Genomic DNA, 13,582 nt, shown 5'->3' with positions numbered 1-13,582 from the left:
CGCGGTCCCGCACGTATCGCAGTAGCCGCCGGAAATTGTTCCGCTGCAATCAGATTCACCGCACAGAGCGGCGGCCTCCGCCGATGACGCGACACCGGGCGGCGCGGTCACCTGCGGCGCCGTGCCACAGGTATCGCAGTAGCCCTCGACGATCGTCCCGGTGCATCCGGTTTCGGCACACTGCCCACCCGGTCCCGCCGTACCACTCATCCCCGCCTCCCCGACACTTCCGCGACGACCTGCTGATAGTCCGTGATCGCCCGGGTGACCGCCGCCAGATCGCACGGCACGCGGCCGAGCAGGCCCGTGGCGATCCGGTTGGCGGACAACACATCCTGTTCCTCGCTCACACCGAGACGAGCCGCCTTGGCCTGGTACGCCGCCAATCTGCCGCGCAGTTCCGCGCGACGGTCCAGCAGACCCTGGGCCAGTTCGAGCGCCTGTTCGGCACGGGTGTGCGCCGCGGCGATCCGGCGGCGCAACTCCCGCAGGGCGAAGGCGGCGCGGGTGTCCGGGGGGCCGTCGGCGAGGGCGTCGAGTTCGCGGCGCAGCGGTCCGGTCTCGTCCCGATGGGCGGGCAGGGGGGCGGTGTGGATCTTCTCCTGTACCTGCTCCCGCGCGAGTGCGCCCCGATCGACGACCTTCCCGATCGCCCCGAGCCGGTCGCGGGTCTGCTCGATCGCTGTCGGCCACTGCTCACTCAGCACCCGCAGTTCGGCCAGATCGTGTGATTCGCGTTCGATCCTGCGGACCAATTCCGCGGCGCGAGAGTCGATCTCGGACGTGTTCAGGGACAGCGGATCGGTCGCCGAGCGGCTCAGCATATCGGTGACCGCGTCGGCGATCGCTCGCAGTTCCGGGGTGATGCCGCCGAGCCGCGTCAATTCGGCCTGCACCGGTTTCAGCGCCGCGAGCACCCGGGTATTCGCCGCGTCCACGGCGTCGAGAAACCTCGCGATCTGCGGGAACGCGGTGCGCATCCGTTCCAGGGTATCCGCGATACCCACGAACAGCACCTGCTCACCGGGTCCGGTCAGCGAGCGCTGAGCCATCGGGATCGCGGTCCGCGCGGCCTCGTGCGGACGATCGCGCAGCAGTCTGGTGAGTTCGGCGCGATCGGCATCGGTGAGTTTGGTGCGCTGTGCCCGCACGACCCGCGCCTGATCCAGAATCGCCTGGATCCGGCCGAAGTCCTCCCACATCAGATCCAGCAACTGTTCGATCGGACGCCACTGCTGCGCGGTGCCGCCCGTCGGCGGGAATCCGCGCAGCAATACCAGGCCGGGATGCCGATCCAGCTCCAGCAGCGTGGCGGTGACCGCGTCGATCTCCCGTCCGCGCGAGGCCAGCTCGCTGTCGATCTCGAGGGCGGTGAGCGCATGCATCTGCGACCTCATCCGCTGTAGTGCGCGGCCGGGGGTCCGGTCGAGGGACCGAGCGAACCCAGGCCGGCGTTGTAGAGCCGCTGCCAGGTGCCGTCGGCGCGGATGCGGTCGAGTACGCCGTTGACGAAGCGGACCATATCGTCCTGGCCGTGCGGCAATCCGACCGCGTAGTACTCGTATCCCAGCGGACCGCCGACCACCTGGAGATTGGCGTCCTGCGCGGCCAGACCGGCCAGAATCGGCTCATCGGTGCTGACCGCGTCCACCTGTCCCTGTTGCAGCGCCACCAGGCAGTCGGTCCAGTTCGTCACACCCAGGACGGTCGGTGGATGCGGCAGGTTCAGGGCGAACAGCCGGTCGGCCGAATCCGCGCCGACCGTGACGCACACCCGCTTGCCGTCCAGATCGGCCGCGGACCGGATACCGGATGTCTTGGCAGCCAGAATGCGTTGTGCCGCAGTGAAATACGCACTGGAGAAGGCGACGTCACGACGACGCTCACAGGTCACCGAGAAGGTGCGCACCACCATGTCCACCCGGTTGTCGGTCAACACGGGCACCCGCTCGGCGGTGGAGACCGAGCGCAGTTCGATCCGGTTCGGGTCGCCGAACAGGTCACGGGCGATCTCGCGCGCCAGATCGATGTCGAAGCCCTCCAGCTGCCCGGTGGACGGATCGCGGAAGCCGAACAGATAGGTGTTCTGATCGACGCCGACCGTCAGGCGGCCCTTGGCCTTGATCCGCGCCATCGTCGAATCCGGCGCGAACGCACCGGAACTCGGTGTCAGGCTGGTGGTCAGATCGCCGCACTGGGCGGCGGGCGTCGTACTGGGCTTTATCGTCTGCGAATCGGGCGGAAGTGGCCGGACCGGCGAGACCGGTTCGGACCCCGGCACGGCCGCATCGGCTCCGCAGCCCGCCAGAAGTGCGGTCGTCGCCAGGACGACCAGCGATCGCAACAACCGGGTGCGCCTCACTGGAACTCCTTCAGCCGCGGCCAGAGTCCGATGACCGCGGCGCCGGCCGCGAACACCAGCAGTACCAGTGTGCCCGCGGCGGCGCCGATCCAGCTGTCACCGGCCGAGGCGATCTGCTCGCGCACCTGAACCCGGGTCTGCGTGAGATCCGCGCGCACCGAATCGTCCAGGACGGTGAAGATTCCGGACGAATCGGTGGGTGCGGTGCCGATGGCCTGCTCCACCGCCGCGGGATAATTCGCGGCGTCGTAGTAGCCCACCTGTTTGCGATGTCCCGCCACCCACTGCGAGAACTGCAGCAGCACCGGAGAATCGGCTCGCACCACGCCGGACAACCGATCGTGCAACTGACCGGTCTTGGCCGAGAAATCGGCCTCGGTACCGGTGGTGTCGCCGCGGGTGATCAATTCGAGCATCTCGTCGGTGCGCGCCTGCTGCCCGAGAATCCGCGCCTGGGCGAGATTCTCCGAACGCGTGGTCGGACCGCCCGCGCCGGTATCGATCGCACCGGCCGAGGTGATCGCGGAGACCACGACCCACACCAGTGCCACCAGCGCCGCGCCCGCGGCGGTGACGATGCCGAGATTGAACAGCCGGTTGGTGCGCCGCAGCAGAATTCGCGACGCCGCGCCCGCACCCGCCAGCACCAGCAACAACAGCACGATCGCCAGCCACGGCGGCCCGGTGATCGCGCGCTGATCCGCGCGCAGGGCGGCGGCGCGTTCGGTGGCGAGCTGAGCCGCGCTGGGCAGCAACGACTTCTGCATCAGACCCGAGGCTTCGCGCAGATAGGCCGAGCCGACCGGAAAGCCCTGCCGGTTGTTGGCCCGCGCCGACTCGACGAGTCCGGTGTAGGCGGGTAGATCCGCGGAGATGTTCGCGACGATCCGGCGGCTCTGCGGGTCGTTCGCCCCGGCGGTCGCGGTGGCCAGTGCGCCGGCCGCGTCGGCCAGCGCCTGCTGATACTGCGATCTGATCTGCGGCGATTCGACACCGCCGGACAGGAATGCGGTGGCCGCACTCGCATCGGCCTGGGACAGCGCGACATACAGGCTCTGCGCCGCGTTGTTCAGCGGCTCCGAGCGGGTCAGCGCGTTGTCGCGGCGAGTGGTCTTGTCGCTCAACTCGTTCGCGCAGACCAGACCCGATATCAGGCACAGCACCACGGCCGCGACGGCGATCGCGGCGATCGCGCCGGGCGTGGTGGCGGCCAGACGCCGCAACCAGTCCGCGCCCTGACGGACGGTCGCCGGTAGACGAAGTCTCAACTCCTCCCCCTCCTGCAGGCCGTTCGGGACTCCGGCACGCCGGGGTCTCGAACGCGATCGTACGGGAGCGGTTATGGGTTCGCCGAGCGATTAGATTTCCGGCCACCGCAGGCCGGACGCACCGCGAAATCGAGACCGTCCGGCGAGCGGATCGTGATCCTCGCGCCGCCGCAGGCAATCTCGGCAACCGATCGGCATGCGCGCCCCCGCGACGGATCGATCGGGCGTCCGCATCGACTCTGGACATAGGAAGCAATCTGACTTACCGTTGAGACATGAGCGATACTTTGTCTCGCGAGGCTCGGTTCGAGCTGCGATCCGGGGACAGCTGGCGCGATCCGTGGGGGATGTACGCCGCGCTGCGGGAGCACGATCCGGTGCACCACGTCGTCCCCGAGGGGCGCGAGGACCAGGACTATTACGTGCTGTCCCGGTATCGCGACGTCTACGAGGCCGTGCGTGATCCCGAAACCTTCTCCTCCGCACAGGGTTTGACGGTCGACTACACCGATCTGAGCGCGATCGGCCTGGGCGAGAATCGGCCGTTCGTCTTCACCGATCCGCCGGATCACACGATCTTCCGGCGTCGGGTGGCCAAGGGGTTCACCCCGCGGCAGGTGCAGGAGATCAGCCCGGCGGTACGGGAATTCGTCGTCGAACGGATCGAGCGGCTGCGCGCGGCGGGCGGCGGCGACATCACCGTGGAGCTGTTCAAACCGCTGCCGACCATGGTCGTCGCGCACTATCTCGGTGTGCCCGAAGAGGATCGGGCCGCCTTCGACGGCTGGAGCGAGGCGATCGTCGCGGCCTCGGCCACCGGCGCCGGCGGGGTCATGCAGGCGCAGACCGCGGTGACCGAACTGATGCAGTACTTCACCGGACTGATCGAGAAGCGCCGGGCCGCACCGGGTGAGGACACCATCTCCCATCTGGTGGCTTCCGGGTTGGGCGCGGACGGCGACGTCGGGGAGATTCTGCAGATCCTCGGTTTCGCCTTCACCATGATCACCGGCGGCAACGACACCACCACCGGAAACCTCGGCGGCGCGGTGCAATTGCTGGCCCAGAACCCGCGCCAGCGCCGGCGGCTGGTCGAGGATCCGGATCTGATTCCCGGCTCGGTGGACGAATTCCTGCGACTCACCTCGCCCGTACAAGGTCTGGCGCGCACCGCCACTCGCGATGTCGAACTCGACGGGGGCGTCATCCCCGAAGGTCGTCGCGTGCTGCTGCTGTACGGCTCGGCCAATCGCGACGAGCGCGAATTCGGGCCGGACGCAGCAGAACTCGATGTCACCCGGAGCCCGCGGAACATCATGACCTTCGGCAACGGCAATCACCACTGCCTCGGTGCGGCCGCGGCGCGGATGCAGGCGACCATCGCCCTGCAGGAGTTGCTGGCCCGCTGTCCGGAGTTCACCGTCGACATGGACAACGTGCGATACACCGACGGCAGCTATGTGCGCTGGCCGGTCAGTGTGCCGTTCGGTGTCCGGGGCCCGGCGGCGTGAGCGAGTTCGGGCCCGGCGCCGAGGCGCATGCCGGAGACGAGCGGCGGCGGGAGAGTTGTGAGTGATTGGCTGGGTGAGGAGCGCTCGTTGAGCGCCGCCGAACGGATCCTGGACGCCGCGGCGCGGCTGTTCGCCGAGCGCGGGGTGGCCGCCACGCAGATGGGCGATATCGCGAAGGCCGCGGGCTGTTCGCGGGCCACGCTGTACCGCTATTTCGAGAGTCGCCAGGCGGTGCAGCTGGCCTTCGTCCACCGCGAGGCCCGGCGCATCGGGGCGCGGATCACCGCCGAGATCGCCGGAATCGCCGATCCGGGTGAGCGCGTGGTCGCCGGTGTGCTGGCCAGTCTGCGGGCGGTGCGCGCCGATCCGCTGCTGATCGCCTGGTTCCGTCCGGGAGATGCGGGGCTGGCCATCGAGATCGCCCAGACTTCGCAGGTCATCGAGGCCATTGCCGGATCGGTGACCGGCGCCGCGCCGGACGGGGACGCGACGCTGCTGGCCCGCTGGCTGACTCGCGCGATCGTCTCACTGCTGACCGTCCCGGGTCGCGACGAGGACGAGGAGTCGCAGATGCTGCACCGCTTCATCGCGCCGCTGTTCGCCTCCGCTCGCCGCTGATTCGAGTTTTCGGGCGCACCCCGAGCTCGGATTCGCACCCGCAGCGGGCCCTGCACGGGGTGCGTATTCATGCACCGGGTGCGTCTACCCGGAATGGGTTGCGCGCGGGCTCGCGGATCGCAAGGGTGGAGTCCATGAATTCGCTCATCATGTCTGCGCGGGACCTCGAGTTCCTGCTGTACGAGTGGTTGGACACCGCGCGGCTGACCGAGCGCGAGTATTACCGGGAACACTCCCGGGAGACCTTCGATCAGGTCCTGGAACTGGCACAGGATCTGGCGACCGAATACTTCGCCCCGCACAACCGGGCCAACGATCTGCACGAGCCCACCTTCGACGGGGAGAAGGTGCACGTGCTGCCGGAGGTCGAGCGGGCGCTGAAGGCATTCGCCGAGGCCGGGCTGATCGGCGCGGCCATGAGTGAGCGGGTCGGCGGTATGCAGTTGCCGCACACCGTGTTCACCGCGTGTATGGCCTGGTTCTACGCCGCCAACGTCGCGACCACCAGCTATCCCATGCTCACCATGGGCAATGCGAATCTGCTCGCCGCACACGCCTCGCCGGAGCAGATCGAACAGTTCGTCACGCCGATGATCGAGGGCCGCTATTTCGGCACGATGGCGCTGTCCGAACCGCAGGCGGGGTCCAATCTGGCCGATATCACCACCCGCGCCGAACCGCAGGAGGACGGCACATACCGGCTGTTCGGCCGCAAGATGTGGATCTCCGGCGGTGATCACGAACTGTCGGAGAACATCATCCACCTGGTGCTGGCCAAAATTCCGGGCGGAGCGGCGGGCACCCGCGGCATCTCACTGTTCATCGTGCCCAAATTCCTTCCGGCGCAAGAGGGTTCGGGCACCCAGCACAACGATGTGGTGCTGGCCGGAATCAATCACAAGATGGGCTGGCGCGGCACGGTCAACACCGCGCCGATCTTCGGCGACGGCGCGTTCACCCCGGGCGGGCGGCCCGGGGCAGTGGGTTATCTGGTCGGCGAACCACATCGCGGGCTGGCCTACATGTTCCACATGATGAACGAGGCCCGGCTCGGTATCGGGCTCGCGGCGACCGCCCTCGGTTACACCGGATATCTCAAGGCGCTGGACTACGCTCGCAGCCGTCCGCAGGGCCGCCCGACCGGCGCCAAAGACGGTCCGCAGGTGCCGATCGTGGACCATCCCGATGTGCGCCGCATGCTGCTGGCCCAGAAGTCCTATGCCGAGGGCGCGCTGGCACTGCAACTGTTCTGCGCCACCCTGATCGACGATCTGCGCAGCGCCACAACCGATTCCGTGCGCACCCGCGCGGAGACACTGCTGCGCGTACTCACCCCGATCGCCAAGAGCTGGCCCAGCCAGTGGTGTCTGGCCGCCAACGATCTGGCGATCCAGGTGCACGGCGGCGCCGGTTACACCCGCGACTACGACGTCGAGCAGCACTACCGGGACAACCGGCTCAATCCGATTCACGAAGGCACCCACGGCATTCAGAGCCTGGACCTGCTCGGGCGCGCGGTCACCGCTGACAACGGGGCCGCGTTGTCGCTGCTGCTGGACACCATCGGCGAAACCGTCGCCGCGGCCGGCGCCACCGGCGATGCCGAACTCGGCCATTTCGGCGACGATCTGGCGCTGGCCACCCAGCGCATCGCCACCAGCACCGCACTGCTGTGGAAGTCCGGGGATCCGCAGATCGCGCTGGCGAATTCGGCGGCCTACCTCGAGGCCTTCGGACATGTAGTCGTGGCCTGGATCTGGCTCGAACAAGCCATTGCCGCGCATGGACACACCAGCGCCTTCCACGACGGCAAACGCGCCGCGGCACGCTATTTCTATCGGTGGGAACTACCGCGCACCACACCGCTGTTCGATCTGCTCGACTCGCTCGATCGCACCACCCTGGACCTGGACCCGGCGTCGCTGTAATCGCGCCGAAGGCTGCACCAGGATCAGGTCGCATTCGTCCGGACGGGGGCAACGACGCCGCACCGTACACGCAAGGGCTACACCCACCCGGTATAGGCGGATTCGATGGAACTTCTCAACCCGATCGACGCTCTCTTCCTCACGGCCGAATCGCGGGAACATCCCATGCACGTGGGGAGCCTGCAGATCTTCGAGCGGCCCGCCGAACAGGGCACCGATTTCGTGCGCTCGCTCTACGCGGAGTTGATGTCGGCCACGCCCGTGCGGCCGCGCTTCCGCCGACGGCAACGACGCATCCTGGGCAACTTCTCCAGTGCGGTCTGGGCGCACGGCGAGATCGATCTGGAATACCACCTGCGACGGTGCGCACTGCCCCAGCCCGGCGGCACGGCCGAACTGCTCGACCTGATCGAGCACCTGCACGGCGCCCTGCTGGACCGGCACCGCCCGCTGTGGGAGGGCCGGATCATCGAGGGGATGGCACGGGATCGGCTCGCCCTCTACGTCAAGATGCATCACGCCCTCATCGACGGGGTCTCCGCGCAGCGGCTGCTACAGCGCAGCCTCACCGACGATCCGTTCAGCACCCGGATCAGCGCGCCGTGGACGGTGAGTCACACCGAACCCGAAACCGACGCCCCCGAGAGCCTGTGGCAGCAGGTGCGGCATGCGTTGCCGCGCTTGGCCACCGAGGTCGGCGGCGTACGCAGTGCGGTGCGCGCGCTGAGCGAGGGCAAGCTCGCATTGCCGTTGTCCGCACCCCCGACGATGTTCAACGTCCCGATCGGCGGTGCGCGCAGTATCGCGGTCGGCTCCTGGCCGATGGAACGCGTCCACGCCGTGCGCCGGGCCACCGGAACCACCGTCAACGACGTGGTCCTGGCGCTGTCCGCCGCCGCCCTGCGGGAATATCTGCTGAAACGAAATGCCTTGCCGGACAAGCCACTCATCGCCATGGTCCCGGTGAACCTGCGCCGCACCGGCGATGCCGAATCCGACGGGAACCTGGTCGCCGCCCTGCTGTGTGATCTCGGCACCGATATCGAGGATCCGGCGCAGCGGCTGGCCGCGATCAGCACCTCGATGCGCGAATCCAAGCGCGTGTTCACCGAACTGCCGCGGCTGCAGGCGCTGGCGTTGTCCGCACTGCTGATGTCCCCGCTCGGGCTGACCTTCCTACCCGGCTTCCAGGCACTGCCCCGAGTCCCGTTCAACCTCGTCATCTCCAATGTGCCCGGCCCGCGCAAACCCGTCTATCTGCAGGGCGCCCGGCTCGAGCACAACTATCCGCTGTCCATCCCGTTCGACGGCCAGGCCATGAACATCACCGTCACCAGCACCGCCGACAGTTTCGACGTCGGCATAGTCGGCTGCCGCCGCGCGGTCCCCCAACTGCCCACCCTCATCGACCACCTCGACACGGCCCTCACCGAACTCGAACACGCGACGTCCTGAGGCCAGCCCGGGGGCCGCACATCCGCCGCGACGCGCCGGACGCCACTATTACAGGTATGCACTGGCCGGAACTACGCGCACAATGCCGCCTCGAGGAGGATGCGGCCATCCTGGCACTGAACAAACCCGCCGGAATCTCCGTGACCGGGGAGCGGCACGATACCGATATCGTGCAGCTCGCCGAACAGGACGGGGAAACCCTGTATCCGGTGCACCGGATCGACAAGGTGACCTCCGGGCTGGTGCTGCTGGCCAAGGATCTCGCCGCGCACGGCCAGCTGACCAGGCAGTTCAACAAGCGGACCGCCGAGAAGTGCTATCTGGCCGTCACCGCGTCCACCGGACTGCCCGATCACGGCGTCATCGATCTGCCGCTGAGTGTGGGCCGCAAGAATCGGGTGCGGATCGCCGCCCCGCGCGAGAGCATCGCGCGCACCGACGACGGTCCGGCCGGCGCCACCTGGTCGGTCGCGCAACGAGATGTGCTGGCGGGCAAGAACTATCCGTCCCGCACCGAATTCACCACGGTGCTGCGCGGCGAGGCACACACGGTGCTCGCGGTCCGCCCGATCACCGGACGCCGCCACCAGATCCGGGTGCATCTGGCCTGGATCGGACATCCGATCGCCGGTGATCCGCTGTTCGACCGAACCGGCGCCTACCCGCGCACCCACCTGCATTCGTGGCGGTTGCACCTGGACGCACCGTGGCGCGACCCCGCCGAACTGGCACTCACGGCCGCGCCGGGCCCGGACTTCTGGACCGCGGGCACGACCCGGCTCACCGAGGATCCCGACGCACTGCTCGCACTGGCCGCCGACGCATGACCCGCCCGGCGGCAGCGACCGAGCGGTCATGCATCTCCGCTATATTCGGTGGCGCGTCTCATGAAGACGCAACCCCAACCGGACATCTAGCCTGATGGGGTGCCGTCCAGGCACGCTCGGGCGCAACGGCGCGATCTCACGAGAAGGCACCCGCCGATGATTTTGCTGGCTCAGCTCAGCGACACACATTTCGACCTGAAAACCCGAAACGCCGAACGAGTCGAACGGGTGCTGGCCTATCTGGCCGCGCTGCCGCGGCAACCCGATGCGATCCTGCTCACCGGTGATATCACCGATGCGGGCCGGCCGCAGGAGTACGAACAGGCGCTGGCCACGCTGCGGTCCGCCACGATCCCACTGTGGGTGCTGCCCGGTAATCACGACGACCGTGCCGCGCTGCGCCGGGTGCTCCTGGGCGAGGCGGCCTCGGCCGAACCGCTCGATCGGGCGATGCGCCTGGACGGGCTGACGGTGGCCCTGCTCGATTCCACCGTGCCCGGCACCGGCGGCGGTGAACTCGGCGACGACACCTTCGCCTGGCTCACCGATCTGCTGCGCGCGACCCCGCCCGACGACGCGGTGCTGATCGCGCTGCATCATCCGACGATGCCGATGTACAGCACGGTCGTGGACCCGATCCGCCTGGCCAACCCGCAGTGGCTCGAGCAGATCGTCTCCGCCGACCACCGCATCCTCGGCGTCCTCACCGGCCACATGCACACTATGGGCACCACCCTGTTCGGCGGCAAACCCCTGGTCGTAGCCCCCAGCGTCGCCTCCACCATCGGCGGCGCCTGGGAGGTCACCGCTCCGGGCGAGGTCCCCATCGACTACGCGCCCGACCCCGCGGTCCTGCTGCACGTCATCGACGAGGGCCGCCTGACCACCCTGCTGCGCCCGGTCCCGATGGGCGGCCGCATCGCCGCGGTGTAGTCCGGCTCCTACTTGCGCACCCGCTCGCGACGGTAGGAGGCAGGGGTGGTTCCGGTCCAGCGTTTGAAGGCGTAGATGAAGGTGGAGGCTTCGGCGTAGCCGAGCCGAATGGCGACGTCGCTGACCGACAGCGGTGTGGCGGTGAGCATTTCCTCGGCCAGGGTGCGGCGGACCTCGTCCAGCAGCGCCCGGTAACTGGTGCCCACCGCGTCGAGGTGACGACGCAAAGTGCGGGTGCTCATGTTCAGGTCGCGGGCGACCGCGTCGATGCCCAGGGGTGCGGCGTAGCCGTCGACGCCGCCGCGCGGCACCAGACGTTCGCGCACCTCGGCGGCGATGCCGGTGCGGGCGCGACGACGGTGCACCAGCTCCCGGCACTGGGCCAGACACATCGCCCAGGTGTACTCGTTGGCCTGCGGCAGCGGTTGTTCCAGCACGGCGGGATCGAGTGCGAACAGATTCTGGGGCTGCCCGAAACGCGGCCGCACACCGACGATCTCGGCGAGGCGGTCGGCGTATTCCGGCTCCGGATAATCGAATTCGGCGCGCAGCAGCGTCAGCGAGCGGCCCAGCAGATCGCTCATCACCTGATGCATGGCCAGCACATCGCGTTCCACCAGGAAGCGCCGCACGTCCGGGGGGACCAGTTCGTCGTGGATATCGGCGACGAATTGTCCGGGCTCCCAACGGGTTACCGGCAGGCAGAAGGTGAAACTCAACTCCAGGTAGCGCAGCGCGAACGCGATCGTCTCCCCCAGGGTCGGGCTGCTGACGCACGCGAACCCGAAGATGCCGAAGGTGGTGATGTGATAGCGCCGCCCCACTTCCACGCCCAGCGCCGGACGTTCCGTGCCGAGCGCGCGCACCAGATTGCGGATCACCGCCAACTCGGTCCGGGCATCGATCTGCGCGTCCGGATCGGCGAGGGTGCGCTCGGTCAGGGCGGTGCCGCGCAGCATGGCCTCGGCAGCTACCCCGTATTCACGGGCGTAGCCGACCATGAGGGCCACGCTCGCCATCCCTCGCGGGAAATCCCAATTGCGAATCGCGGGATGCTGCTCCGTTGCCATACTCCGATTATGGCCGAATATCTCGATCACCAGCGCTCCCGCTCTTTAAAGTGGAGGCTACACCCGCAGATGTGAGGAGCGCCACAATGTCAACGACGGCACCGTCGATCATCATCATCGGCGCAGGATTCAGTGGCCTCGGCATGGCGATGGAACTGCGTCGCAACGGTTTCGACGACTTCACCATCCTGGAGCGAGCCGCCGAACCGGGCGGGGTCTGGCGGGAGAACACCTATCCGGGCGCGGCCTGCGACGTGCCCTCACCGCTGTACTCGTACTCCTACGCACCCAAGCCGGACTGGCCGCACCGCTACTCGGGCGCGGCCGACATCCTGAACTATCTGGAGAGCCTCGCCGCCGAGAACGACCTGCTCGAACGGATCCGATTCGGCGCGGACGTCACCGAGGCCGCCTACGACGAATCCACCGGAACCTGGACCGTGCGCATCGCCGACGGCACGCACTACACCGCCGACGTGCTGATCTCCGCGGTCGGGCAGCTCTCCCGGCCACAACTGCCCACCATCCCCGGCCGCGAGCGCTTCGAGGGCCCGTCCTTCCATTCCGCGCAGTGGGATCACTCGGTCGACCTGTCCGGCAAACGCGTCGCCGTGATCGGCACGGGGGCGAGCGCGATCCAATTCGTCCCGGCCATCCAGCCGCGGGTCGCCCGGCTGACGGTCTTCCAACGCACCGCGGCGTGGGTGGTCAGCCGCACCGACCGGGAATACCGCCCGTTCCACCACGCACTGTTCCGACACGTACCGGGATTGCGTCTGGCACAACGCCTCTGGGTGTGGTGCTTCCTGGAATTCTTCGCCCTGGGATTGGCCGATCTGCCGTTCCTGCGACGTCTGGTGGCATCGCTGTGCCGCGCCAGCCTGCACCGCGAAGTCCGCGATCCGGACCTGCGCGCCGCGCTCACCCCGGACTATCCGGTGCTGTGCAAGCGGGTGCTGTTCTCGAACGACTACTACCCCGCCCTCGTGCAGCCCAACGTCGACGTGGTCACCACCGCGATCGCCGAAATCGTCCCCGAAGGAGTGCGCACGACCGACGGCGTCGTGCACCCCGCCGACGTGATCGTCTACGGCACCGGTTTCAAGGGCAGCGAATTCCTCTGGCCCATGCGAATTCTCGGCCGCGACGGTCAGGATCTGGCCGACGCCTGGACCGGCGGCGCCCGCGCCTACCTGGGCATGACGGTGCCGCACTTCCCGAACATGTTCCTGCTGTACGGCCCCAACACGAATCTGGGCATCGGCTCGATCGTGTACATGATCGAATGCCAGTCCCGCTACATCCGCCAGGCGCTGACCCACCTGACCACCCACCCCGGCCACACCCTCGAGGTCACCGAGCAGGCCGCCCGCGACTTCGACGCCCACACCCAGCACCGACTCCGCCGCACCCCCTGGTCCAGCTGTTCGAGCTGGTACCGCGACGCGACCGGCCGCATCACCAACAACTGGCCCGGCACGGTCACCGCCTACCGCCTGCGCACCCGAACCCTCCACCCCACCGACTACACCCTCGCCCGCATCGGCTGATCCCATCCCGCCGAGGACACCCGTGGCACGACCACCGCGCAGTCATCCCCAGCCGTCCAC

At 68.2% G+C, this 13,582-nt stretch carries 11 protein-coding genes; 7 read left to right on the top strand and 4 right to left on the bottom strand.

Going from position 1 to position 13,582, the window contains the following annotated elements; translation table 11 throughout:
• Window positions 1-206: 206 nt before the first annotated feature.
• From K7711_RS14735 to K7711_RS14725, 3 genes are read right to left on the bottom strand one after another with little or no spacing between them, the layout of a single operon-like run.
• Window positions 207-1,385 carry a hypothetical protein gene (locus tag K7711_RS14735; protein WP_222969780.1) on the bottom strand — a complete coding sequence of 393 codons (1,179 nt, stop codon included), beginning with the start codon at window positions 1,383-1,385 and terminating at the stop codon, window positions 207-209.
• 8 nt (window positions 1,386-1,393) lie between these two features.
• A complete protein-coding gene (locus tag K7711_RS14730; protein ID WP_222969778.1) occupies window positions 1,394-2,362 on the bottom strand; it encodes a glutamate ABC transporter substrate-binding protein in 969 nt (322 codons plus the stop codon).
• Entirely contained in the window at window positions 2,359-3,630 is a 1,272-nt protein-coding gene (locus tag K7711_RS14725) for a GlnX family signal transduction membrane protein (RefSeq protein ID WP_235747192.1), read from the bottom strand. The genes K7711_RS14730 and K7711_RS14725 overlap by 4 nt, the downstream gene beginning before the upstream one ends.
• Window positions 3,631-3,905: 275 nt before the next feature.
• On the opposite strand from K7711_RS14725, the gene K7711_RS14720 reads away from it, so the two are divergent.
• The 6 genes from K7711_RS14720 (at window position 3,906) to K7711_RS14695 (ending at window position 10,902) form a co-directional block, all read left to right on the top strand.
• Entirely contained in the window at window positions 3,906-5,141 is a 1,236-nt protein-coding gene (locus tag K7711_RS14720) for a cytochrome P450 (protein WP_222969776.1), read from the top strand.
• 27 nt (window positions 5,142-5,168) lie between these two features.
• A complete protein-coding gene (locus K7711_RS14715; RefSeq protein ID WP_222969774.1) occupies window positions 5,169-5,759 on the top strand; it encodes a TetR/AcrR family transcriptional regulator in 591 nt (196 codons plus the stop codon).
• 134 nt (window positions 5,760-5,893) lie between these two features.
• Window positions 5,894-7,687 (top strand): acyl-CoA dehydrogenase, encoded by a 1,794-nt coding sequence (locus tag K7711_RS14710; RefSeq protein WP_222969772.1) that lies wholly within the window; start codon window positions 5,894-5,896, stop codon window positions 7,685-7,687.
• Window positions 7,688-7,792: 105 nt separating this feature from the next.
• The gene (locus K7711_RS14705) at window positions 7,793-9,142 is read left to right on the top strand and encodes a WS/DGAT/MGAT family O-acyltransferase (RefSeq protein ID WP_222969770.1); all 1,350 of its coding nucleotides are present in this window, start codon (window positions 7,793-7,795) and stop codon (window positions 9,140-9,142) included.
• 56 nt (window positions 9,143-9,198) lie between these two features.
• Window positions 9,199-9,969: an RluA family pseudouridine synthase gene (locus tag K7711_RS14700; protein ID WP_222969768.1), complete on the top strand. Its 771-nt coding sequence runs from the start codon at window positions 9,199-9,201 to the stop codon at window positions 9,967-9,969.
• A gap of 156 nt (window positions 9,970-10,125) precedes the next feature.
• A complete protein-coding gene (locus tag K7711_RS14695) occupies window positions 10,126-10,902 on the top strand; it encodes a metallophosphoesterase (RefSeq protein ID WP_222969766.1) in 777 nt (258 codons plus the stop codon).
• A gap of 8 nt (window positions 10,903-10,910) precedes the next feature.
• Here the strand turns inward: K7711_RS14695 and K7711_RS14690 are convergent, their stop codons facing one another.
• Window positions 10,911-11,972, bottom strand: coding sequence for an AraC family transcriptional regulator (locus K7711_RS14690; RefSeq protein ID WP_222969764.1), 1,062 nt, complete (start codon window positions 11,970-11,972; stop codon window positions 10,911-10,913).
• An 86-nt stretch (window positions 11,973-12,058) separates the two neighbouring features.
• Here K7711_RS14690 and K7711_RS14685 point away from each other — a divergent pair, with 86 nt between their 5' ends.
• Window positions 12,059-13,522, top strand: a complete 1,464-nt coding sequence (locus tag K7711_RS14685; protein WP_222969762.1) for a flavin-containing monooxygenase — start codon at window positions 12,059-12,061, stop codon at window positions 13,520-13,522.
• Window positions 13,523-13,582: the final 60 nt, after the last annotated feature.

The organism is Nocardia coffeae (assembly GCF_019890715.1).
Lineage (GTDB): Bacteria > Actinomycetota > Actinomycetes > Mycobacteriales > Mycobacteriaceae > Nocardia > Nocardia jiangxiensis.
Note: the sequence above shows the minus strand (reverse complement) of the source record. Positions and strands in the feature narration are given on the sequence as shown.